Origin of the sequence: Pseudomonas sp. Z8(2022) (genome assembly GCF_025837155.1) — a bacterium.
GTDB lineage: Bacteria > Pseudomonadota > Gammaproteobacteria > Pseudomonadales > Pseudomonadaceae > Aquipseudomonas.
On record NZ_CP107549.1, the window covers coordinates 4,385,384 to 4,409,219 of the forward strand.

General features: G+C 64.1%; 20 protein-coding genes. 7 read left to right on the forward strand and 13 right to left on the reverse strand.

Translation table 11 applies throughout. The features are described 5' to 3' along the window. The first annotated feature begins 45 nt into the window (after positions 1–45). Positions 46–396, forward strand: a complete 351-nt coding sequence (locus OEG79_RS20775; RefSeq protein WP_264146825.1) for an NADH:ubiquinone oxidoreductase — start codon at positions 46–48, stop codon at positions 394–396. A 330-nt stretch (positions 397–726) separates the two neighbouring features. Here the strand turns inward: OEG79_RS20775 and OEG79_RS20780 are convergent, their stop codons facing one another. From OEG79_RS20780 to dksA, 3 genes are read right to left on the reverse strand one after another with little or no spacing between them, the layout of a single operon-like run. Beyond that, complete coding sequence (locus OEG79_RS20780) at positions 727–1,371, reverse strand: DUF1826 domain-containing protein (RefSeq protein WP_119694949.1); 645 nt, start codon at positions 1,369–1,371, stop codon at positions 727–729. After that, positions 1,371–2,576, reverse strand: a complete 1,206-nt coding sequence (gene zigA, locus OEG79_RS20785) for a zinc metallochaperone GTPase ZigA (RefSeq protein WP_264146826.1) — start codon at positions 2,574–2,576, stop codon at positions 1,371–1,373. Before zigA ends, OEG79_RS20780 begins: the two co-directional genes overlap by 1 nt. 14 nt (positions 2,577–2,590) lie before the next feature. Next, on the reverse strand, positions 2,591–3,013 hold the full coding sequence (gene dksA, locus OEG79_RS20790) for an RNA polymerase-binding protein DksA (protein WP_264146827.1): 423 nt from the start codon (positions 3,011–3,013) through the stop codon (positions 2,591–2,593). 71 nt (positions 3,014–3,084) lie between these two features. Between dksA and folE2 the strand changes: the two genes are divergently transcribed. After that, the gene (gene folE2, locus OEG79_RS20795; protein WP_264146828.1) at positions 3,085–3,975 is read left to right on the forward strand and encodes a GTP cyclohydrolase FolE2; all 891 of its coding nucleotides are present in this window, start codon (positions 3,085–3,087) and stop codon (positions 3,973–3,975) included. Between the two features lie 21 nt (positions 3,976–3,996). On the opposite strand, the gene OEG79_RS20800 is transcribed toward folE2, so the two are convergent. Further along, positions 3,997–5,916, reverse strand: a complete 1,920-nt coding sequence (locus OEG79_RS20800) for a DUF2207 domain-containing protein (RefSeq protein WP_264146829.1) — start codon at positions 5,914–5,916, stop codon at positions 3,997–3,999. Positions 5,917–5,918: 2 nt separating this feature from the next. Further along, entirely contained in the window at positions 5,919–6,491 is a 573-nt protein-coding gene (locus OEG79_RS20805) for a LemA family protein (protein ID WP_264146830.1), read from the reverse strand. Positions 6,492–6,606: 115 nt separating this feature from the next. On the opposite strand from OEG79_RS20805, the gene OEG79_RS20810 reads away from it, so the two are divergent. From OEG79_RS20810 to OEG79_RS20820, 3 genes are all read left to right on the forward strand, one after another. Beyond that, positions 6,607–8,526, forward strand: coding sequence for a DUF294 nucleotidyltransferase-like domain-containing protein (locus OEG79_RS20810; protein ID WP_264146831.1), 1,920 nt, complete (start codon positions 6,607–6,609; stop codon positions 8,524–8,526). Further along, positions 8,523–9,230: a 3'-5' exonuclease gene (locus tag OEG79_RS20815; protein ID WP_264146832.1), complete on the forward strand. Its 708-nt coding sequence runs from the start codon at positions 8,523–8,525 to the stop codon at positions 9,228–9,230. The genes OEG79_RS20810 and OEG79_RS20815 overlap by 4 nt, the downstream gene beginning before the upstream one ends. A gap of 157 nt (positions 9,231–9,387) precedes the next feature. Then, positions 9,388–9,558, forward strand: coding sequence for a DUF2986 domain-containing protein (locus OEG79_RS20820; RefSeq protein WP_264146833.1), 171 nt, complete (start codon positions 9,388–9,390; stop codon positions 9,556–9,558). A 31-nt stretch (positions 9,559–9,589) separates the two neighbouring features. Here the strand turns inward: OEG79_RS20820 and OEG79_RS20825 are convergent, their stop codons facing one another. Continuing rightward, positions 9,590–10,492: a LysR family transcriptional regulator gene (locus OEG79_RS20825; protein ID WP_264146834.1), complete on the reverse strand. Its 903-nt coding sequence runs from the start codon at positions 10,490–10,492 to the stop codon at positions 9,590–9,592. 144 nt (positions 10,493–10,636) lie between these two features. On the opposite strand from OEG79_RS20825, the gene OEG79_RS20830 reads away from it, so the two are divergent. Further along, the gene (locus OEG79_RS20830; protein WP_264146835.1) at positions 10,637–12,025 is read left to right on the forward strand and encodes an L-serine ammonia-lyase; all 1,389 of its coding nucleotides are present in this window, start codon (positions 10,637–10,639) and stop codon (positions 12,023–12,025) included. A 355-nt stretch (positions 12,026–12,380) separates the two neighbouring features. On the opposite strand, the gene OEG79_RS20835 is transcribed toward OEG79_RS20830, so the two are convergent. Continuing rightward, positions 12,381–14,042 (reverse strand): BCCT family transporter, encoded by a 1,662-nt coding sequence (locus OEG79_RS20835; protein ID WP_264146836.1) that lies wholly within the window; start codon positions 14,040–14,042, stop codon positions 12,381–12,383. 475 nt (positions 14,043–14,517) lie between these two features. Here OEG79_RS20835 and cls point away from each other — a divergent pair, with 475 nt between their 5' ends. After that, on the forward strand, positions 14,518–15,963 hold the full coding sequence (gene cls, locus OEG79_RS20840) for a cardiolipin synthase (RefSeq protein ID WP_264146837.1): 1,446 nt from the start codon (positions 14,518–14,520) through the stop codon (positions 15,961–15,963). A 2-nt stretch (positions 15,964–15,965) separates the two neighbouring features. Here cls and OEG79_RS20845 read toward each other — a convergent pair whose 3' ends face one another. From OEG79_RS20845 to OEG79_RS20870, 6 genes are all read right to left on the reverse strand, one after another. Beyond that, positions 15,966–17,177: a PepSY-associated TM helix domain-containing protein gene (locus OEG79_RS20845; protein ID WP_264146838.1), complete on the reverse strand. Its 1,212-nt coding sequence runs from the start codon at positions 17,175–17,177 to the stop codon at positions 15,966–15,968. Positions 17,178–17,227: 50 nt separating this feature from the next. Next, positions 17,228–19,345: a TonB-dependent siderophore receptor gene (locus OEG79_RS20850; protein ID WP_264146839.1), complete on the reverse strand. Its 2,118-nt coding sequence runs from the start codon at positions 19,343–19,345 to the stop codon at positions 17,228–17,230. 163 nt (positions 19,346–19,508) lie between these two features. Further along, positions 19,509–20,024 carry a DUF3617 domain-containing protein gene (locus OEG79_RS20855; RefSeq protein ID WP_264146840.1) on the reverse strand — a complete coding sequence of 172 codons (516 nt, stop codon included), beginning with the start codon at positions 20,022–20,024 and terminating at the stop codon, positions 19,509–19,511. Positions 20,025–20,303: 279 nt separating this feature from the next. Beyond that, positions 20,304–20,711, reverse strand: coding sequence for a DUF1850 domain-containing protein (locus OEG79_RS20860; protein ID WP_264146841.1), 408 nt, complete (start codon positions 20,709–20,711; stop codon positions 20,304–20,306). Further along, the gene (locus OEG79_RS20865) at positions 20,708–22,735 is read right to left on the reverse strand and encodes a TRAP transporter permease (RefSeq protein ID WP_264146842.1); all 2,028 of its coding nucleotides are present in this window, start codon (positions 22,733–22,735) and stop codon (positions 20,708–20,710) included. Before OEG79_RS20865 ends, OEG79_RS20860 begins: the two co-directional genes overlap by 4 nt. Before the next feature lie 124 nt (positions 22,736–22,859). After that, complete coding sequence (locus OEG79_RS20870; protein ID WP_264146843.1) at positions 22,860–23,813, reverse strand: TAXI family TRAP transporter solute-binding subunit; 954 nt, start codon at positions 23,811–23,813, stop codon at positions 22,860–22,862. Between the last annotated feature and the right edge of the window lie 23 nt (positions 23,814–23,836).

Consider the following 23,836-nt stretch of genomic DNA (forward strand, 5'->3'; position numbering starts at 1 on the left):
AAACAGCATGTTAGATTCGCCGGCAGTTTTTCGGGAGTCGAAACGATGCGTGTATGGCTGTTGCTGTTTTCCCTGCTACCGGGCCTGGCCCTGGCCGAAGCCTGCGTGGTGCATAGCCAGGCCGAGCGCCTGGACGTGAAGGTCTGTCAGGAGAATCGCAACATTCCCGCCACGCTGTTTCGCGACGGCTTCTGCCAGCCGCAGTTGCAGGGGCAGACGGTCGAGGTGGAATTCGTCGAGCAGTGCCCGCAGGGCGCCTATGGCGTCTGCAAAAATGCACGCGCCGGCAGCGACCTGTACCTGCAGGACATCCACTACTACGGCGTGGCCAGCGACGCGCTGTACCTGGAGCCGGCCTGCACCAGCCAGTATCAGGGCACGTGGATCAAACCCTGAGCCGAGTGTTGTAGGGCGGGTGCAACCCGCCACTCCCTGCTTGGCGGGTTGCACCCGCCCTACGCGGAACGCTGACATCAAACTGTCACCCAACAGGCGCCTAATGACCTCGGGTACCTCACATGACCCGCATGTCGAATCACGCCTCGACATGATCTGTTGGTGCTTAAGGCCGGGGCAGTCGCTCCGGCCTATTTTTTAAGGGCTTGCCGCTATCCGTAGGGGGTCGCGGGGTCGCGGGGCCGCCTAGGCCGTGCGCACCGACAAACACCGCGGTATTCGCGGTGCGCACGGCGCACCCTACGGAGAACCACCAACCAACGCTCTCGCTCAGGCCAACCAATCCAGGGTCAGCAGCAAGCGTCGCTGTCCGGCCGGCGGCTGCGGTGAGCGGTGGATCAACCCGCGCCCCTCATTGCCGTGCCATTTCTCGCCCTTGGCCAACGCCACATGCCCGGCCTCCAGGCGCTGGATCAACGCCTCGTCCTGCGGCTCTGCCCCGGGTTGGCCGAGCCGGCTGCGCGGCATGACGCCCTCCTCCAGCCAGTCGCTGCCCACGCCGGCATAGCTGGTAATCAGCCGCAACGGCACATGGTCGACGTGAAAGCGCGGGCACATGGCCTTGTCCAGCGCACGCAAGCGCAGGCCGATGCGCCGGGCATCGAGCAAGCAGGCATAGGCACGCACCAGCCAGTCCACGTCGGCGAGAAAGGCCGCCTGGCCCGGCAGGTCGGCGTACTGTGCCACCAGGCCGGCGAGGTTCGGCTCACTGTCTGGCTGCGCCAGCTCCAGGGTCATGGATTGCGCCAGCGGCTCGCCCTGGGCCAGCAGCGTCTCGGCGAAGTCGGCGATCTGCGCCGGCAGGCGGCGCTGCCAGACCGCCAGGTTGACGCCGTCGTGCAGCACCTCGCCCAGCACGCCGATATCTTCGTCCAGCACCTGCCGGGACGCTTTCGGCAACTGCAGGGCGAACATCAGGCCGCCTCCTGTTGCCAGGGGCCAAACGGGTCGGGCAGCAGGCGCCAGGCCTCGGGGCCGCCGGCCATTTCCACGTCGGTCAACAGGCAGTCGTCCAGCTCGCGGGTGAGGCGCTCGAAATCAATGTTCTGGCCGATGAACACCAGCTCCTGGCGGCAGTCGCCGACCTCGGCGCTCCAGTGTTTCATGATCGCCTGCAGACCTTCTTCGTCCTGCGGCCAGTGCTGCTTGGGCACGAAGCGCCACCAGCGCCCGGCCAGGCCGTGGCGCATCAGACCGCCAGCCTGCGACCAGCTGCCGGCTTCCTGGTACTTGCTGGCCAGCCAGAAGAAGCCCTTGGAGCGTAGCAGGCGGCCGTTGTGCCATTCCTGCGAGAGGAAGTTGAAGAAACGCTGCGGATGAAACGGCCGGCGCGCGCGGTAGGCGCTGGAGGCGATGCCGTACTCCTCGGTTTCCGGCACGTGCTCGCCGCGCAGTTCCTTGAGCCAGCCCGGCGCCTGCGAAGCGCGGTCGAAGTCGAAACGGCCGGTGTCGAGGATCTTCTCCAGGGCGATCTGGCCCATGCTCATGGCCTGGATGTCGGCATGGGTGTTGAGCCCACGAAGGATGGCCATCAGCTCTTCGCGCTCGGCCTGGCTGATCAGGTCGATCTTGCTGATGAGGATGACGTCGGCGAACTCCACCTGTTCGATCAGCAGGTCGGTGATCGAGCGCTCGTCCTCCTCACCGAGGGTTTCGCCACGGCTGGCCAGGCTTTCCGCAGCGTGGAAGTCACGCAGGAAATTCACCCCGTCGACCACCGTGACCATGGTGTCGAGCCGCGCCAGGTCGGACAGGCTGCGGCCCTGCTCGTCGCGGAAGGTGAAGGTTTCGGCCACCGGCAATGGCTCGCTGATCCCGGTGGATTCGATCAGCAGGTAGTCGAAGCGCCCGTCGCTGGCCAGGCGGGCGACCTCTTCGAGCAGGTCTTCGCGCAGGGTGCAGCAGATGCAGCCGTTGCTCATCTCCACCAGCTTTTCTTCGGCACGATTGAGGCTGACGTCGCGCTGCACTTCGCTGCCGTCGATGTTGATTTCGCTCATGTCGTTGACGATCACCGCGACCTTCAGGCCGTCGCGGTTCTTCAACACATGGTTGAGCAGAGTGCTCTTGCCGGCGCCGAGAAAGCCGGACAGCACGGTAACGGGTAGACGCGGGTTCATGGGGTGCTCCTCGTTCAGTCACGGTCACGCTGATGTTTTTCGCGCTGTTCCTGACGCTCCTTGGCTTCGATGCACAGGGTCGCGGTCGGGCGCAGCAGCAGGCGCTTGAGGCCGATGGGCTCGCCGGTCTCGGCGCACCAGCCGTATTCGCCACGCGCCAGGCGTTCGAGCGCCTGGTCGATCTTGTCCAGCAGCTTCTTTTCCCGCTCCAGCAGGCGCAGCTGCCATTGCCGCTGTTCCTCGGCGGCGCCGATGTCGGCCACGTCGCTGCTGGTATCGGGTTGGCGCAGCTCGGTGAATTCCTCGTCGATGCGCACCTGCAACTCGGCACGCTGGGCCAGCAGCAGCTCGCGGAAGAACTGCTGCTGGACATCGTTCATGTAGGCATCGGCTGGCTGGGCCAGCAGCTCGGCTTCGGTGGTCGCGGTCAGGGTCATGGCAAATCGGCTAGCTTGTTTTAATTGTTATAACATAACATTTATTTCTGACAGCTACCCACGGATTTACGATGAACGACCAGCCCCTGCCGGATATTGCCGCCCAAGCCACTCATCACGACCTGCCGCTGGACTGGGTCGGCATGGCCGGCATCGCCCTGCCCATTCGCCTGGCGGACGCCGCCGTGACAGCCACTGCCGACATCGGCGTGAGCCTCGATGATGCCGGCGCACGCGGCATCCACATGTCGCGTCTGTACCTGGCCGCGCAGCGCCTGGTGCATCAGGAATTGAACGTGCCAGCGGTGTTGCAGGTGCTGGACGACTGCCTGGGCAGCCACCAGGCACTGTCCGACAGCGCCACCCTGACCCTGCGCGGCGAGGTACCGCTCAAACGCCCGGCGCTGGTCAGCCCGCTGCACGGCTGGAAGACCTACCCCTTCGAACTGCACGCCAGACAGGATGGCCGTGGCGTGACCATCGAGCTGCAGGTCGAGGTCGCCTACTCGTCCACCTGCCCCTGCTCGGCAGCGCTGGCGCGGCAGCTGATCCAGCAGCGCTTCGCCGAAACCTTCGCGACGCAGCCCATGGATTACCTGGAGGTGCTCGACTGGCTCGGCTCGACCCAGGGCATCGTCGCCACGCCGCACAGCCAGCGCAGCACGGCGATCCTGCAATTGCGCCTGGCGCCAGGCTGCGTCGACCTGCCCGTGCTTGCGTTGATCGACAGCGCCGAGCAGGCCCTTGGCACAGCCGTGCAGACGGCGGTGAAACGCGCCGACGAACAGGCCTTCGCCCTGGCCAACGGGCAGAACCTGATGTTCTGCGAAGACGCCGCGCGACGCCTGCACCGCGCGCTGCGCCAACTACCGCAGGCCAGCGCCTTCCGCCTCAAGGTGGTGCATGCGGAAAGCCTTCACGCCCACGACGCGGTAGCGGAGAGCCATTGGAACTGGGGCTGAGGTCGGCGCAGCGCCAACGACCTACCAGCCCCCACCGCCGCCTCCTCCACCGCCACCGCCCGAAGAGCCACCACCGGACGAACCACCGCCGCTCGACGAACTGCTCGCCGGCGGTGACGAAGCCAGTGCTGTGGCGCTGCTCAGGCCCGCGGCCAGGGCGCTGCTCAAGGCCTGTGGAGAGCTGTAGCTGCTGCGGCTGTGATACCAGGCCGGCTGATAATCACGCTGCGCCGGATCAATCAGGCCGCTGGCCAGGGCGGCGCTGAAGCGCGCACTCCACTTGTCCTCCATGCCGAGCGCCATGGCATAGGGAAGGTAACGTTCGTACAGGGCAATGCTCATCGCCGGAGCATCGGCCGCCAGCGCCAGGGCATCCTGCTCGGCCAGTTGCAGGTAGTTGCGATAACCCTCAAGCGTATCGAGCAGGCGTCGCCCTTCCAGCGTAGGGGCCGGCATCAGGTAATAGAAAACCACCACCAACACGAAGTACAGCACGCTCAGCAGCAGGACCGGCAGGGACGCTGCCTCGGCGATCATCAGCAAACCAATCGGCACCGGCCAGACGAACATCAGCGCCATCACAACCGAGACGATCTTGCGGAAAAAGCCGGCCTGGCGCCGGGCCTTGTTGATAAGCATCAGCGAAGGCAAGCCGAACCCAAGGGTAAACACCAGACCGGCCACCCCGGTGGCCAGCTCGTCGCCATGGGCGCTCATCGCCAGCATCGTCACACAGGCGATCACCGCCCAGATCAGACCAAAGCTCCAGAGGCCGCGGTTATTGCTGAACCAGGCCTTGCCCTGCTGCTGCAGCTGGCTTTGCAGGGCGCTCAGCGTATCTGCCAGGCGAGGCTCGTATTTCTTGCCGATGGTGATCGAATCGCCCTGCTTGCCTGTCTTGAACAGGCGATCAGTCAACTCGCGGTCCGCCGCGCCGAGGTCATCTCGCCCCCCCTTGCGCGACAGAATGAAACCATTGCGCGGTCTGTCCGCGATCTGCAGGTGCTTGCCGATGGCCATGTCGGTCAGCCAGACGCTGAACGCGCGCGAAGACGAAAACCCACCACGCAGTCCGCGATGCCAGAGATAGCCAGCCTGCACCGCGCTCATGCCCTGCGGCCCCTCGAACAGCGGGATGATCACACCCTTCTGCGGGTCGCGGCCGACGCGATTCCAGGCACTTAGGTAGAACAGCAGCAGGCCGATCAGCGCCAGCGCGCCGATGCCCAGGCCGAGGTTGTCCAGCAAGGCGCGCCTGGCGTTTTCCGCGGCGCCTGGCCGCGGCACCAGCCCGGCCGGCCAGTCCAGGGCAACCGTAAGGCCATGATGGGCGGGCAACTCTCTGGTAGTGGCCAGGCGCAGGTAGTCATCGCGGCGTTCGAGTATCCGGAAATCCCGCCCCTGATCACCTTCTGCACCGGTATAGGCCGTCGCCTGGCCGATGCGCGCTCCCGCAGGCAGATGCACCTCGACCGAAGCCTGGCGGATGGGAAATACCCAGCCATTGCCGGTCACGTTCCAGTACAGCTCGTCGGTCTCGGCGTGATGCAGGAGGATGCGCTCGACACGGTAACGCAGCTCGTAGCGATAGCGACCCGGGTCGAGCAGCCTGTCCGCCGAGCCGAGGTAATAACGCACCCAGGCGCCTTTGCGCTCGCTGTGCACGGCCTCTTCACGCCCGTCGCGGGTCACGCCCAGCAGGGTGATCGGGCTGCTCTGCTCCAGCCCCGACGGCAGCGCGTAGCTGACCGGCAGATCGCGATAGATACCGCGGCGAATATCGCGACCTTCGGCCCGCACGGTAATCCGTTCCGTCACCAGCAGGTTGCCGTCTGCCTCGACCTGCAGGCTGACGGCGAAATTCTCGATCACCTCCTGCGCCGACACCAGGCCGGGCAACAGGCAGCAGATCAGCAACAGACCACGCAGCCATCCTTGCATGCTCAGAACTCCATCCTCGGGGATTGACCGTCACGCGGATCATCCAGCGCGAAGTACTCTGCCTGGGTGAAGGCGAACAGACGCGCCACCAGGTTGCTCGGCACCGACTCGACCAGCACGTTCAGCTCGCGCACGGCACCGTTGTAGTAACGCCGGGCCATCTGGATATGGTTCTCGACCTCGCTGATGTTGCCCTGCAGTTCGCGAAACTGGCTGTCGGCCTTGAGTTCGGGATAAGCCTCGACCAGGGCGAACAGCTGACGCAACTGGCTGCTCAGCTGCGCCTCGACCGGCGCGCGCTGGCCCAGCGGCGAATCGGCCAGTTGCACGGCACGCGTGCGCTCCTGCACCAAGGCTTCCAGCGTTCTCTGTTCGTAACCCATGTACTGGCGCACGCATTCCACCAGCGCCGGAATCAGGCTGGAGCGGCGCTTGAGCTGCACATCGATGCCGCTCCAGGCCTCGGCCACGCGATGACGGTTGAACACCAGGCGGTTGTAGTAGAAGACCGTCACGCCCGCGAGCACGAGCAGGAGCAGGATGCCCACGCTCCACCATAAAGCCGAATGCTGCATACCTTCTCCTTGCTTGGTCTGTTGTCACAGACAACGTCCTCATCGGGACAGCCCGGGAGGACATCCCGGGGTTATGCCCGTATTCTCTAGTTCCAGCCTGCCAGCGAGGTTCCAGATGCAGATCGAGCTGATCGAGATCCGCGATCACCTGAATCGCTTCGCCCCCTTCGACAACCTGCCGGAGCAGACACTCGACGAAATCGCCCGCCAGGTGCAGGTCGGCTATTTCAAGGCCGGCAGCGAGATCCTCGCTACCGGCGCGCCGATCCACGAGTTGCACTATGTTCGCAGCGGCGCGGTGGAAATCCACCGCCGCGGAGGCGAACTGCACAACCGCCTGACCGAAGGCGACATCTTCGGCCAGGCCGGTCTGCTGCGTGGCAACAAGGTACGCCTGGCGGCCAGGGCACTGGAAGACAGCCTGATCTATTTCATCCCTGGCACCCTGTTTCAGCAGCTCTGCGATCAGTTCGACAGCTTCGCCGATTTCGTCGAGGCCGAAGGCCAGTCGCGGCTCAAGTCTGCCCTTGAGGATAGTCACGGCAAAGCCAGCGAGCTGATGAAGATCAAGGTGCGCAAGCTGATCAGCCGCTCGCCGGTCAGCGTCCCGCTGGACATGCCGGTGCAGCAGGTGGCCAGGGTGATGAGCGAGCAGAGCGTGTCCTCGGTGATCATCGTCAACCCCGGCAGGCTCTGGCCCAACCCCGCCCAGGTTCAGGTCGCCGATCAGCAGAATCAGGTGATGGCCGGCATCCTTACCGATCGCGACCTGCGCACCCGCGTGCTGGCCGAAGGGCTGCCAGGCGAAACACCGGTCAGCCAGGTGATGACCCCCGCCCCGGTTACCGTGCAGGCCGACGAGTCGGTGTTCGAGGCCATGCTGTGCATGCTGCGCAACAACATCCACCACCTGCCCGTGCTGCAACGGCGGCGCCCGGTGGGCATGATCTCGCTGGCCGACGTCATCCGCTACGAGTCGCGCAGCAGCCTGTATCTGGTCAACAGCATCTTCAACAGAAACTCGGTGGAAGACCTCAGAAGTCTGCTGCCGGATCTGCACGCCACCTTCGTGCGCATGGTTGCCGACGATGCCAGCGCGCATATGGTCGGCCGCGCCATGAGCAGCATCGGCCGCGCCTTCACTCGGCGTCTGCTGGTGCTTGCCGAGGAGAAACTCGGACCGCCGCCGGTGCCCTACTGCTTCATGATCGCCGGCTCGATGGCCCGTGACGAACAGCTGCTGCTGACCGACCAGGACAATGCCCTGGTGCTCGACGACAGCTTCGACCCGGACCAGCACGACGCCTACTTCGCCGAACTGGCGCAGTTCGTCAGCGACGGCCTGGCCGCCTGCGGCTATGCCTACTGCAAGGGCGGGATCATGGCCAGCAACCCCAAATGGCGCCAGCCGCTGAAGGTGTGGCGTGGTTACTTCAGCCAGTGGATCGAACGCCCCAACCCGGAAACCCTGCTCAACAGCAGCATCTTCTTCGACCTCGATGGCGTGTACGGCAAGACCGCGCTGGTGGAAAACCTCAAGGACCTGCTGGCGGAGAAGGCCAGCGCCAGCCCGGCCTTCCTCGCCGCGCTGGCGCGCAATGCGCTCAATCGCACGCCGCCGCTGGGCTTCTTCCGTACCTTCGTCATGGAAACCGACGGCCGCCAGAAGAACATCATCAACCTCAAGGGCCGCGGCACGGCGCCGCTGACCGACCTGATCCGCGTGCACGCCCTGGCTTGCGGCTCCAAGGCGCAGAACTCGCTGGAACGCCTCGACGCCATCGCCGCCACCAGGCTGCTTCCGCAGGAAGCGCTGGAACATCTGCGCTACGCCTTCGAGTTCCTCAGCCTGGTGCGCATCCGCCACCAGGCCCGTGAGGTGGAGGCCGGCAACCCGCCCGACAATTACGTCGAGCCGGAGCAATTCAGCTCCAGCGAACGCCATCACCTCAAGGAAGCCTTCCAGGTGGTGAGCAACGCGCAGAAGTTCCTGCGCTTCCGCTACCCGGCACAAGCGGCGTCCCGCCCACAATGAATCCGGATCAGAATCAGGACTGGCCGCAGCTCTTTGCCGAACGTGCCGCCAACAGCCGCGACAAACGCCTGCAGGCCTATTACGGTACCGGCTGCATCGCCGCCGATACGCCACTGGCCGACGCGCCGCTGGTGGCACTGGACGTGGAAACCACCGGCCTCGATCCACGCCAGCACGCCATCGTCAGCCTCGGCCTGGTACCGATGAACCTGCAGCGCATTCGCTGCAGTGATGCCCGTTACTGGGTGGTCAAACCCACCAGCGAACTGAGCGCGGAGTCGGTGACCTTTCACCACATCACCCACTCCGACATCCGCCATGCGCCGCGCCTGGCACACGTGCTGGACGAACTGCTCGAAGCGCTGGCCGGCAAGGTGGTGGTGGCGCACTACCGCAACATCGAGCGCAATTTTCTCGACCAGGCGCTGCGCCAGTATCTGGGCGAAGGGCTGGCCTTCCCCATCATCGACACCATGGAGCTGGAAGCCCGGTTGCATCCCAGGCGCACGGTCAGCTGGTGGGAGCGCCTGCGCGGCCGCCGCCCCGTCTCCATTCGCCTGGCCGACAGCCGCCTGCGCTACGGCCTGCCGCTGTACTCGGCCCATCAAGCACTGACCGACGCCCTGGCCTGCGCTGAACTGCTGCAGGCGCAGGTGGCCACGCACTATCCGGCGCATACGCCTGTGGGCGCGCTCTGGAGCTAAACTCCAGCCGCATTCGTGGAAGCGGCTTCAGCCGCGAAGCGTTTGGCCTTCCAGCCACTCCGCGCAGGAAGGCAACCAGCGACGTTTACGAATAATCCGACACGGGCCGACGCAGCGCGTGGCGTCCATCAGCATTCAACAGCGCAAGAACACGCCCATGAACCGCCGTAAAAAGATCAAGCAACTACTCGAAGCCCACGCCAAAAAGGCCAACGCCAAACTCGCGCCCAGAAGCAACAAGCCCAAGTACATCAGCAAGGCTGACAGGGCAAAGCTGGAGGCTGAAGCGGCTCAAGGGCTCGTCACACCCACGGAGCAGAAACCGTAAAAACAGGCTCCTCCTACAGAGCTGCGTGGCGCTAGCCCAGCACCCTGTCCGCGGTATAGATCGCCTCGTCGAGAAACACGTTGACCGCCGGATGGTCGCGCTCGCCCTTGCGATAGGCCAGGAACACGCCGCGCTGAATATCCGGCAACAAGGGCACGGCGGTGATGCCCGGCAGCGCGCGCACCAGGCGCAGGCCGGAAACGATGGAGATGGAATTGCCCGAGGCGACCATGGCCGCAACCATTTCGAAGCCGGCGCAATGAGCGTTGATGCGCGGCGCAAAACCCGAGCGACGACACAGGTTGGTGATGAACTCGCCGAACGAGCTGCCGGTGGAATCCAGTGCCCAGGCTTCGTCACGCAGATCGGCGATCGTCAGGCTGTCGCGTCTGGCCAGCGCGTGGTCGATGGGCAGCAACACGTGCAGCAGATCCTGGGTCAGGGGAATCAGCGCGTAGTGCTCGCGGCTCTCGTCGGGCGTCACCGCCAGGTCGTCGATCACCGCCACGTCGATCTGCCAGGAGCCGAGCGCGCTGAGGCTTTCCTGCGGTTCCAGGTCCAGCACCACCACATTCAGGCGCGGATAGGCGATGCGCAGGCTGCGCACGGTATCCGCTATCACTGCCACGGCGATGGAGGGGAAGGCTGCCACGCGTAACTCACCGGCAATTTCGCCACGCAGCAGTGCCAGCTCCGAGCGCGCCTCATCGAGCACCGTAAGAATGCGCTCGGCATGCGCGACCAGCCGCTCGCCCGCCGGCGTCAGTACCACGCCGCGCCCTCGCCGCTCGATCAGTGCCACGTCGACTTCGCGTTCGAGTTGGGACACCTGTTGCGACACGGCCGACGGCGTCAGGTGCAGCGACTCGGCAGCGGCCGCCATGGTACGGCAGCGGGCCAGTTCACGCAGGGTTCGCAGGCGGTTGATGTCCATGGCGCGATCTCAATAGTTAAGCGTCGCTAACGAATACATTAAAAATAAATCAGTATACATAATGAAATAGCCGGCCTTAGATAGAGGTATCCGCACGCGTGTAAACGGACACGCGCCCGTTCAATCGACACGAAGAATTCCGCCATGGCTATCAGCGTTTTCGACCTGTTCAAAGTGGGTATCGGCCCGTCCAGCTCTCACACCGTCGGCCCGATGCGCGCCGCTGCGTTGTTTACCCACGCCCTGGAAAATCACGGTCACATGCCCAAGGTGAGTCGTGTGGTAGCCGAGCTGTACGGTTCGCTGGGCGCCACCGGCAAGGGCCACGGCAGTGACAAGGCGGTGCTGCTCGGCCTCAGTGGCCATGAGCCGGATACCGTCAACGTCGACCTGGTCCCCCAGTACATCGAGACCATCCGCCGCGACAGGCGCATCGCCCTGAACGGCAAGCACGCCGTGGCCTTCGACGAGAAAGCCGACCTGAAGATGTTCCGCAAGGCGCTTCCCCTGCATGCCAACGGCCTGCGCTTCGCCGCCTTCGATGCTGCCGGCATCCAGCTGCACGAGGCCACCTACTACTCGGTCGGTGGCGGCTTCGTGGTCAGCGAGGCGGTGCTGGCCGATGGCACCAAGCAGAAGATCATCGCGCCGGATGCCACCACCCTGCCGCTGCCCTTCCGCAGCGGCGCCGACCTGCTCAGGCTGACCCGCGAGCACGGTATCGGCATCGCCGAAGTGATGCGCCGCAACGAGCGCCACTGGCGCAATGACGAAGAAACCGACGCCGGCCTGCTGGAAATCTGGAGGGTGATGCAGGCCTGTGTGGAGCGTGGTTGCCGCACCGAAGGCATCCTCGCTGGCGGCTTCAAGGTACGCCGTCGCGCTGCCATCCTGGCGCGCAAGCTGGGCGGCTTCCAGCGCAGCTACATGGAAGACCCGCTGCGCATGCTCGACTGGGTCAACCTCTGGGCCCTGGCGGTGAACGAGGAGAACGCCGCCGGTGGCCGCGTGGTGACGGCACCGACCAACGGTGCCGCCGGCATCATCCCGGCGGTGCTGCACTACTACGCCAACGCCATTTCCGGCGCCAGCGAGCGCGGCATCATCGATTTCCTGCTGACCGCCGGCGCCATCGGCATCCTCTACAAGGAAAACGCCTCGATCAGCGGCGCCGAAGTCGGCTGCCAGGGTGAAGTCGGCGTGGCCTGTTCGATGGCGGCCGGCGCGCTGTGCGCGGTACTCGGCGGCACCCCGGAGCAGGTCGAGAACGCCGCCGAGATCGGCATGGAACACCACCTGGGCCTGACCTGCGACCCGGTCGGCGGCCTGGTGCAGATCCCCTGCATCGAGCGCAACGCCATCGCCTCGGTGAAAGCGATCAACGCCGCGCGCATGGCGCTGTACGGCGATGGCTCGCACTACGTAAGCCTGGACAAGGTGATCAAGACCATGCGCGAAACCGGCGCCGACATGCTGACCAAATACAAGGAAACCGCCCGTGGCGGCCTGGCGGTGAATATCATCGAGTGCTGATGCACGACCACCAGATACAAAAACGCCGCGAACCCTGACAGGTTCGCGGCGTTTTTGTGTGTGGCAGGGGGCGATGATCGAGCGTTGAAAGCCCCCTCTCACCCTGATGCCAGTCAGTTGAGCGTCGACGCTGCGAATGCGTAGGAGCGGCGCCCCGCCGCGAACCAGGGCGATGCGCAATTGAAAAGCTTCGCCCCGGGGCGAGGCTCCTACGAAAGGCCACTTTGGCGGCCTTATCTGATCGGCAACCCTGTCCCTCTCCCATAAATGGGAGAGGGACACAGCGACGCTCTCCTCGATGCCCTTCTCCCTTGGGAGAAGGTGGCGCCAAGCGCCGGATGCGGGGGTAGCCCGCCTAACGCGGCTCGCTCATCAGGCCTTTGACGATGGAAATGCAACCCACCAGCAGCACGATGGTGAACGGCAGGCCCGTCGACACGGCCATCGCCTGCAGCGCCACCAGACCACCGCCGAGCAGCAGGGCGATGGCGATCACGCCTTCGATGCTGGCCCAGAACACACGCTGAACCACCGGTGCGTTGACCTTGCCGCCGGCGGTGATGGTGTCGATCACCAGGGATCCCGAGTCCGACGAGGTGATGAAGAACATGATCACCAGGACGATGGCGATGAACGACATGATGCCACTCAACGGCAACTCGGCGAGCAGGGCGAACAGCTTCAGCTCCAGCGCCGCGTCAGCGACCCCATTCAGGCCTGCGCCGATCTGCTCGAAAGCGCTACCGCCGAAGGTGGTCATCCACAGCACCGATACCAGCGACGGCACCAGCAGTACGGCGATGAGGAACTCGCGCACGCTACGACCACGGCTGATGCGGGCGATGAACATGCCCACGAACGGCGACCAGCTGATCCACCAGGCCCAGTAGAAGGCCGTCCAGCCCTGAGTGAAGTTGACGTCTTCACGACCAACCGGGTTGGACAAGGCAGGCAGGTGCGTCAGGTAGGCGCCCAGGTTCTCGAAGAAGCCCAAGGCGATGGCCGCCGTCGGCCCGGCGATGATGACGAAAGCGAGCAGCAGGAAAGCCAGGACGATGTTGATCTCCGACAGCCGACGCACGCCCTTCTCCAACCCGGACACCACCGAGCACAGCGCCACCAGGGTGATGGCGATGATCAGCAGGACCTTGCTGGCGTTGGTCGCCTCGATACCGAACAGGTGCTCAATACCACCTGCCGCCTGCTCTGCGCCGATGCCCAACGAAGTGACCAGGCCGAACAGGGTGGCGAACACCGCGAGGATGTCGATCACGTGGCCCGGCCAGCCCCAGACCCGCTCACCGAGGATCGGGTAGAAGATCGAACGGACCGCCAGCGGTAGGCCCTTGTTGAATGAGAAGATCGCCAGCGCCAGAGCGACGATGGCGTAGATTGCCCAGGGGTGCAGGCCCCAGTGGAAGATGGTCGCAGCCATGGCCAGGCTCTGTGCCTCGGCGGCATTGCCGGCGGCCCCGCCAAGCGGCGCCCAATCGGTACGCACGCCGTTCTCCACGGTCACTCCGCCCATCGCGGCATCGAAGTGCGACACCGGCTCGGCGACGCCGTAGAACATCAGGCCGATGCCCATACCAGCGGCGAACAGCATGGAGAACCAGGTCAGGTAGGAAAAGTCGGGGGTCGCTTCACGGCCGCCGATGCGAACCCGGCCCAGCGGCGAGACAATCAGGCCCAGGCAAAGCAGGACGAAGATATTCGCCGCGCCGATGAAGAACCAGGCCATGTGGTGCGTCAGCCAGTCACGCAGGGCGGTGAACAGTGGCTCGACATCAGTCTGTAGCGCGAGGGTGAGGACCACGAAAATCACCGCGACCAGCGCGGAGATGGTGAAGACCTTGCCGTGAATGTCGAGGACGAAGACGAACTGCCCTTTGATGTTGTCCTGACCGATGACGTAATCGGTGTCGATCAGATTGGCCGCGCCCGTTGGGGCCGGGATGCCTTCGTTGGCTTCCGCTGCAGTTGGCGGGGTCGTGTCATGCGAAGGGACGTTTCCCATACTTGGCGTTCTCCTTGATGCGTTTGACTCGCTAACAGGACGTTGAAAAGCTTCTACGTTGCCTTTGCCGCGTCAGACAGGGATTGCAACAGCCCGATCGAACACCGCTTGCGATTGATACGCTGCAGAACAGCTTCAGTACCGCTCATTCACAACTCGCAGACTCCGCGCTCGCGCCGTGTTTGTTCGGCACTGGCGGCATCGCCTGCGTTTTCAACAACCTGCCAGACGAACGTGAACAGGACGTTTTGCCCTCCTCCAAATTAAAGACGACCAGAGACAGGTCGCGGCGGGAGGGTAACACATGAATTCCGCTCACTCGGATTTCAGGACACATGAAAGCCCTGAATAATTCCCCTGACGCTGGCAATCTGCCCGGCTCTGCCATTCGCGTACCGGGCGTGGCAGGATGGCGACGAACGCTGCGCAAACCCCATGGTCAGCTGCACACAGCCCGTGCAAAGGAAGACCTCGCATGCCTGCCGACTTCGGCATTCCCCACCTGTTCGCCTACCTGATCGCCACCATCCACGCCCTCGGCGTCCTGGCCGCGATACATGCCGTGCTCACCGTACGCACGGCCCAGGGCGCGCTGGCCTGGGGCCTGTCGCTGTTCTTCATGCCCTACCTGACGCTGCTGCCTTACCTGGTTTTCGGTCGCAGCCGCTTCGACGCCTACGTCAAGGCGCGACGCCAGGCCGACAGCGAAATGCGCCAGGCCATGGCCGAACAGGACTGGCGCCCCTGGGTCGAGGAAGCCAAGGCCGCGCACCTGTCACCGGCCTATGACCGCCTGCGCGCGCTGCCGCGTCTGTCGCATCTGCCGGGCCTGACCGGCAATCGCGTCGAACTGCTGATCGACGGCGACGCCACCTTCGAGGCGATCTTCAGCGCGCTGGCCAGCGCCCAGCACACGATCCTCCTGCAGTTCTTCATCATTCGTGACGATGCCCTCGGCCAGCGCCTGCGCGACGTGCTGCTGGAACGCGCCGCCGCCGGCGTGCAGGTCCATGTGCTGTATGACGGCGTCGGCAGTCATGCGCTGCCTCGCGCCTATATCGACAGCCTGCGCCAGGGCGGTGCACAGGTGCATGCCTTTCCCACCCGCGCCGGGCTGTTCAATCGCTTCCAGCTGAATTTCCGCAACCACCGCAAGATCGTCGTGGTCGATGGCGAGATAGGTTTTCTCGGTGGGCTCAATGTCGGCATCGAATACCTCGGGCAGAAACCGCCGCTGGCGCCCTGGCGCGACACCCATGTGGAAGTGCGCGGGCCGGTGGTGGCGAGCCTGCAGGAAGCCTTCGCCGAGGACTGGTACTGGGCCTGCCAGAAGCTGCCGCCACTGCTGATGCCGAGCAAGCAGGACGAACCCGGGCAACTCTGCCAGGTGATCGCCAGCGGCCCCGCGGACCCGCAGGAAACCTGCTCGCTGCTGTTCGTCGAGGCGATCCACGCGGCGCGCGAACGGGTCTGGCTGAGCAGCCCCTACTTCGTGCCCGATGAGGCACTGTCCGCCGCTCTGCGCCTGGCGGTGATGCGCGGCGTGGACGTACGCCTGCTGCTGCCGGCGCGAGCGGACCACCGTATCGTCTACGCGGCCTCCAGCCTGTATGCCTTCGAAGCGCTGCGCGCCGGCGTACGCATCTTCCGCTACCAGCCGGGGTTCCTCCACCAGAAGGCCCTGCTGATCGATCACGATGCCTGCGTGCTGGGCAGCGCCAATCTGGACAACCGCTCCTTCCGCCTGAATTTCGAAGCCAGCCTGCTGACCTTCGATGAAGCCTTCAACGCCCAGGTGGCGCACATGCTGGAAGAGGATTTCAGTCGCTCGCGCGAACTGGCCAACGCCGACCGGCGCAATCTGCATCGCCTGCAGCAACTGGGCATGCGCGTGGCGCGGCTGATCTCGCCGATTCTCTGACCTCAGGCTACGGCCTGTGAATCGGCGCGCTGGCGCTGTTCGGCGAGCATGCGCGAGCGGCGTTTCCTGGCCCAGATCACCACGCCGGTCAGTGACAGACCGGCAACGGCCAGGCCGAGCAACGACACCAGAATGCGCCCCGGCAAGCCGATGATGCGCCCGGAGTGCAGCGGGAACTGCGCCTGCAGGAAGATATCACCGGCACTGCCCGTGCCCGGCACATGCGCACCGGCCAGCTCACCACTGCGACTGTCGACATAGATCCAGGGATTGCCCAGCCCGGCATCGCCATGATCTTCGCCCAGCTCGTAGAAGCCGACGCCGTAGACGCCGAACTCAGCCGAGTGGAAAAGCCCGGCGGCCGGAGCCTGCCAGCCCAGCCGCCGCGCTTCCGCGTCGGCAATGGCGATAGCCTCGCTGCGGTCGATCAGCGGCACGATCTGTTCGTCCAGCGTGACCGGCGTGCGGCTGGCGAAGGGGCTCGGCGTCAGCGGCGAGAACAGCTCCACCAGCGGGCGCACCACCTGGCGTTCGAGGTTCATCGATACCGAGGTGACGGCAAGGACCAACAGCAGCAGCCAGATCCACACGCCACCTGAACGGTGCAGGTCGAAGTTGAGCTTGTAACCGCCCTGGCGCCAGCGAAAGGCGAACGACTTGCGCCAGCTGCGCAGGTTGGGGAACGACAGCCACAGCGCTACCAGGCAGTCGAGGCACCAGACGATGGCGACGATGCCGAAGAACAACATGCCCAACTCGATGCCGAAGCCATCCGGGATATGCAGGCTGTAATGCAGCTTGTAGAGAAACGGCAGCAGGTTCTCCCGGCTCAGGGAGATCGCGCCCCATTCGCGCTGGCCCTGGATCTCGCCGTTAACCGGGTCGATGCCCAGCTGATTGAAGCCCAGCTTGTAGGCCTTGCCGGTGGCCGGATCGATCCGCGGGTCGACGAAGATCCCAAGCGCATGGCCGGGCTCCAGCGCCAGCGGCATGAAGCTCACCTGCAGACGCGGGTCGCGCGCCTCCAGGGCATCGACCAGCTGCAGCGGGTCCTGCGCCGGCCCTGCGCTTTGCGCATCGAACAGGTGCGGGTTGAGCCATTCGTCCAGTTCGTGATCCCAGGAAATGACAGCGCCGGTCAGGCCGGCGGTGAACAGAAACAGGGCAATGAACAGGCCGCACCAGCGGTGCAGCAATACCAGAATCGGGCGCATCGAATTCTCTCGTCAACCAGCAGGGCCGCCCTTCCGGGCGGCCCGGGCTGTCAGTATTTCCAGGTCAGGGTGGCACTGAGGTTACGTGGGGCCCCGTAGAAGCCCTGCTCCCAATAGAGGCTGGAGATGTATTTTTCGTTGGTCAGGTTGTTGAGGTTGGCCGACACGCTCCAGTTCGGGTCGATGTCGTAGCTGGCCATCAGACCGATCAGGGCGTAGTCGTCCTGCTCGATGCGGGCAGTGCTGCCGTTGGCGAGCGTTACCGGGCGATAGATATCGTCCTGCCAGCTCAGGTTGGCTCCGACCTTCAGCTGCGGCAGCTGCGGAACGCGGTAGACGGTGGAAGCGCGCAGCATGTGCTTGGGCGCGTAGGTGCGGCCGTGGCTGTGGTCGGCGTTCTGGATGTCGACGTAGGTGTAGCCACCCATGACCTGCAACCCCGGCAACACCTCCCCGGAAACTTCGAGTTCGTAACCTTCGCTCAGGTAGTCAACGCCGTCGTAGATCTGCTTGCCGCTGCCGGCATCGAAACCGATGGACTCGGCAACATTCGATTGCTTGGTTCTGAACACCGCAGCGGAAACGTTGAGCTTGCCATCCAGAAGCTCACCCTTGATCCCCAGCTCGTAGTTATCCCCCATGATCGGATCCAGCCGGCGAAGGTCCGCACCCTCTTCCTTCTGTGGATTGAATATCTCGGTGTAGCTGGCATACAGGGAATACTGATCGCTCAGGTCGTAGACCAGACCGGCATAGGGCAGGACGGTGTCGTCCTTGCGCTTGCGCTCCTGGCCGTAGGAGAAGCCCTCGGTCTTCAGTTCGACGGCACGGGCGCCGGCAATGAACGTCAGGTCATCCGTTAGGCTGAAGCGCGCGGCCGAATAGAAGCTTTGCTGCTTGTCCTCGTAGCTGCCGCCATCGCTTCGATCCCAGCCGCCGGGCTTGGGAAAGTTGCCGTTGTAGATGTCATCCGTCGGCACCGGCACGGAGTTGCCCGGGATGTACAGAGACAGCTCGTCGACCTCTGACTTGTACCAGTTGGCCCCCAGCACCAGCTCGTGCTCGCGCCCGGCCAGGCTGAACGGGCCGCCCAGGGAAATGTCTCCGATCCACTGGCGGATATCGCCCGAATACTGCGACGGATAGCCGAACAACCCCTGCCCTGTGGCCGCATCTGGCGTGCCGAAAACATAGAAAAGCTCGGAGTCGCTCTTCTTCTTCACATGCGTGACGCTGCCCTTGGCCTGCCAGCCGTTGGCAAAGGTATGGGTCAGCTCGGAGAAGATTCGCTGCTCCTGGTTGTCCCACCAGGACCAGTCGGCAGCGGTGCTGGTCGAGCGCGACAGCCGCGTCGGATTGCCTGCCGAATCGAACAATGGCAACGCCCCCCAGAGCGGGCTGTTTGCCGCAGACTTATCCAGGGTGTAGCCGACGGAGAGCAGCGTGTCGTCGCGCAGATCGGCTTCCACCACGCCATGGAATACGTGTTTTTCCCGTGAGTAACGGTCGAGGTAGGAGTTCTTTTTCTCGTGGGCATACACCGCGCGGCCACGAATATTGCCGCTGTCGGTCAGCGCGCCCGATACGTCGGCCTCGATGCGGCGCTTGTCCCAGGAACCTGCGGTCAGGTCCACCCGCGCCTGCGGCGCACTGGTGGGACGCTTGCGCACGAAGTTGACCGTCGCCGACGGATTGCCCGTGCCGCTCATCAGTCCGTTGGCACCGCGCAGTACTTCCACCCGCTCGAACGGTGCGAGATCCACTGCCCCTTCCTGGCCACCCGAAGAAAACGGAATACCGACACCGTCGTACTGGAAGTTGGTGATATCGAAGCCACGGGCCGTGTAGTAGGTACGGTCGGTTTCGATCTCTTCGACGGAGATGCCCGGCGTGAACTTGAGCGCGTCGTTGATCGAGTTGAGCTGAAAATCCTCGATCTGCGCGCGGTTGACGCTGGATATCGACTGAGGCGTCTGCCGTGGGGTCAGGTCGAGTCTGGTCGCAGCGCTACTGGGCGTGGATCGGTAGCTGTCGATCTCGATCGCCGCACTGCTGCCGACGACGGTCTGGGCGTCGAGCTCGATCTGCTCCTGCTCGGCGGCCAAGGCATGACTGAGACTGCAGGCGGCCGCGACGGCCACGGCCAGATGAGATTTTCTGCTGAACAAGGGCTTACTCCTGATGCGCTGTCGATAGCTGCCGACATTCCATTCGCAGCTGATTGCCTCACTGGCAGGCATTCATCAATCGCGAATGCAAACAATTATCGACAAAATTCTCGCAGCAGAGTTCTCCTCGGTCAATACGAATTATTTACATATACGTATGCACTCAATTTGCTTTCAGCGCAGCGCAATCCGCACCGAGCCATCGGGCGCGGCTTTCCATACTGCTCGGCTGGCCCTTGTAGGTGCCCTTGACCTGCGTGGTGAATTCCTTGTCGCTGACGAAGTGCGTCTCCCCTTCACCCTGAGCGTCCGGGCAGCTGAAACGAAATTTCCACAGCGTCGCACTGCGTTCGAGAATCTCGTTGCTGCAACCGGAGTCGGGATCGTGCAGAGGAATTTCCTGAGCCTTGATCTGCTCTGCAGTCAGGCACATCTGTACGCCACCGGCCCCGAGCCTGACGCCGTGCTCGGCCATCATTCCTTCCATCATCTGCCGCTGCTCGGCCGGCAGGTTCTGCATCTGCGCAAGCATTTCCTGCATGCCGGGCATGGCCCGGCCGCCCACCTGCATGTTGTGCGAGCTGACCTCCCAGACGCCGGGCTGGAGATCCAGAGCGCTGGCCAAGGCTGGCGACAGGCAGAAGGCTATAGGCAGAATGGAACGAGAAAGGATGCGCATGGCGGTTCTCCTGAGCGGATAGAGGGCAAGCCGATGGCACCTTGAGGCACCACGACCTCGGGCCGCCGCTCCGGCAGGAAGCGCGCCCCGCGACGAGTTGGACAGCGCATCGGCGCATAAGATTCGCCCCGCGCCTGGCCTTCACACCGAGCGGCCCGCGCGGATTCTGAACGTGCAGGCCGCAGACGAACAAAACCCCCACAGGCTTGCACCATATGGGGGTTTCCTTCTTTTGGTCCGGCACTTGTGGCGCCGGGAGCATGGGTCAGCGCTGCCGACCTAGCCCGCGTCAGATGCGGGGGAGCTCAGCTCGCAGCTCCAGAGGTCCAACGCCGGCTGACTCGCTTGTGGCGGGCCGAGCCAGTCGCTCATCGGGCGACAACGCTGGTCAATACACAGTTGGTAATCCCCCGCTTCGGGCATACGCCCGACTCGCAGGGGTTGCAAAGGCGGTAGCTGACGCTGGTAGTGCCAGCTGCCATTGCGCAGTTCGGCGCCGTCGGGAATTTCCATTCCGGCGCCGGAACCCTTGACCCGCGCTTCACCGAGGACCAGGCCCTCGGCGGTAACGCGGTAATCCTCTTCCCAGCGAATCTTTTCGATGGTGTGCGTCCAGGTCAGGGTGAAGGCCGGCACGGGCAGTTCTGCCCATACCGCGCCAGCCAACCCCAGGCACAGACCAATCATGCAGCGGCCAGTTGCGCACGACGGCGCGCACGCCAGATGTGCTGAGCCAGCAGCACGGCACCCACAACAAAGCCGATTTCATCGCTGATCGGCATCGCCAGCACCAGCGCGAAACCCGCACCGACGGCGACCAGACGCTCGATCCAGGACAGCGGCAAGCGGTAGTAGCCCACCACGGCGATGCCCCACAGACCGATGGCGAACATCGTCTTGATCACCATGTAGACGGTCGCACCCCAGTCATCGCCCTGCATCATCAACGCCGGGTCATAGACCGCCATGAACGGCACGATGAAGCCGGCAATGGCCACCTTGACCGCTACCAGGCTGATCTTCAGGCCGTTCTCCTTGGCGATCGGTGCTGCAGCGAAGCAGGCCAGCGCCACCGGCGGCGTCAGGTCCGCCATCAGGCCGAAGTAGAAGACGAACATGTGCGAGACGATCAGCGGCACACCCAGTTCCAGCAGCGCAGGTGCGGCGATGGAGCTGGTGATGATGTAGTTGGGGATGGTCGGAATGCCCATGCCCAGCACCAGGCAGGTGAGCATGGTCAGCACCAGCGACAGCAGCAGGTTGTCCTGGCCGATGGCGAGAATGTAACCGGCGAAGGTCGAGGCGATGCCGGTCAGCGACACGATACCGATGATCACCCCGACCAGGGCGCAGGCGATCCCGACCGGTACCGCGTGACGGGCACCCTCTACCATCGCATGTACGCATGCGCGCAGGGTCTCGCGACCACCCTTGATGAACCAGCAGGCGGCTACGAGCAGGGCGATGACACCGAACACCACGCCGATGCCGAGCTGGAAGAAGCCGGCACAGAGCACGCCCAGCGCCACCCAGAAGGCCATGCGCAGCCAGAACGAGTTGAAGCGCAGGATGATCGCCGAGCCGAGGATGACGATGGCGGTCAGTGCCAGGCCCACGGTACCGGAGAACATCGGTGTGTAGCCGGAGAACAGCAGGTACACCAGCACGCCCAGCGGAATCAGCAGGAACCAGCGTTCCTTGACCGCAGCCCAGGCGCTCGGGCACTCGTCCTTCGGCAGGCCCTTGAGGTTGTTCTTCACCGCTTCCAGATGAACCATCCAGAAGATTGAGCCGAAGTACAGGCACGCCGGAATCAGCGCGGCCTTGGCCACCTCGACGAACGGCACGTTGATGGTCTCGGCCATGATGAAAGCCACGGCGCCCATTACCGGCGGCATGATCTGGCTGCCCATGCTCGCGGTGGCCTCGATGCCACCGGCGAAGGCCGGCTTGTAACCGAAGCGCTTCATCAGCGGGATGGTGAACTGACCGGTAGTGACCACGTTGGCCACGCCGGACCCGGTGATGGTGCCCATCAGCAGCGAGGACACCACCGAAACCTTGGCCGGGCCACCGGTACGGTGGCCGAACATACCCATGGCGAAGTCGGTGAACAGCTTGATCATCCCGGCCTGCTCAAGGAAGGCGCCGAACAGGATGAACAGGAAGATGTAGGTGGCCGAAACGTAGGTCGGCGTACCGTAGAAGCCTTCGGTGCCGAACGACAGCTGGTTGACGATCTGGTCCAGCCCGTAGCCCCGGTGGGCCAGGTCGCCCGGCAGGTACTGTCCGAACATGCCATAGAGCAGGAAGGTGCCACAGACGATCGGCAGGGCAATGCCCATGACCCGGCGCGCCGCTTCGAACACCAGCGCCAGCAGGGTCAGACCGATGATCATGTCGGTGGTGGTGAGGTCACCAGAGCGCTGGATCAGGTCTGCCTCGAAGTACCACTGGTAACCGAAAGTGGCCATGCCGGCCAAACCCAGAACCCAGGCCACAGGCTGGAACGGGCGCTTGTTGCCGATCGCCGGATAGCAGAGGAACACCAGCAGCAACAGGAAACCGATGTGGCCGGCGCGCAGCACCTGGCTGGATACGGGGTGAAAGGCGGCGGTTACGATCTGATAGACGGAAAAGGCCAACGCTACATAAAACAGCGTCTTCGGCCATTGGCTGGGGCTGGCGTTCAGCCCTTCTTGTTCGCTCATGATGCAAGCTCTCTGGGGGCGAGAATGGGGTGGGGCGAATGCTTCGGCGCAGGTGGTACCGGGCGCACCGGCGGGCATGACAGCGCCCGGTCGGTGCGCACGGCACCCTACGGTCAGGCTGGCCTTACTGGATCAGACCTTTTTCCTTGTAGAAACGCTCGGCACCCGGGTGCAGCGGGATCGGCAGGTTCTCGGTGGCGGTTTCCAGCTTGATGTCGGCCGCGGCGGAGTGCGCGGTGGCAAGACGACCGAGGTTGTCGAACATCAGCTTGGTCATCTGGTAGACGACATCGTCGGCCACGCCTTCGTGGGTCACCAGGATGTTGGTGATGGCCACGGTGGGCACGTCGGTGTCCTGACCATCATAGGTGCCGGCCGGAATCACGCCAGGCAGGTAGGCCTTGCTGTCGATCTTGGCGACGACGTCTTCAGGCACGGCAACGAAGTTCAGCGGCACCATCGAAGCCAGGTCGCGGATGGCCGCCATGCCTAGACCGGAAGACTGCAGGGTGGCGTCGATCTGACGATTCTTGATCAGTTCCACCGATTCGGCGTACGGCATGTACTCGACGCGGGCGAAGTCCTTGTAACTGATGCCGGCCGCTTCGAAGATCGCGCGGGCGTTGAGCTCGGTACCGGAGCGCGGCGCGCCAACGGAGATGCGCTTGCCCTTGAGGTCTTCCAGGGTCTTGATGCCGGACTCCTTGCTGGCGACGATCTGGATGTAGTTCGGGTAGGTGCCGGCCAGCGCACGGATTTTCGTCAGCGGCGCCTTGAAGCCTGCATCCTCGACACCCTTCCAGGCGTCTTCCACCGAATCTCCGAGAGCGAACGCCAGCTCACCACGACCGGCCTGCAGCAGGTTGAGGTTCTCCACCGAAGCCTTGGTCGCCTGTACCGAGGTACGCGATCCGTCGATCTGGCCATAGAGCTGTGACAGCGCCACACCGATCGGGTAGTAGACCCCGCTGGTGCCGCCGGTCAGGACGTTGATGAAGGTGGGAGCGGCAATGGCCGCAGTGCTGGCAGTGATGGCCGCTGCAGCGGCGAACAGACTCAGACGCTTGGTCAGTCGCATGGGGGAATCTCCGTTGTTGTTAT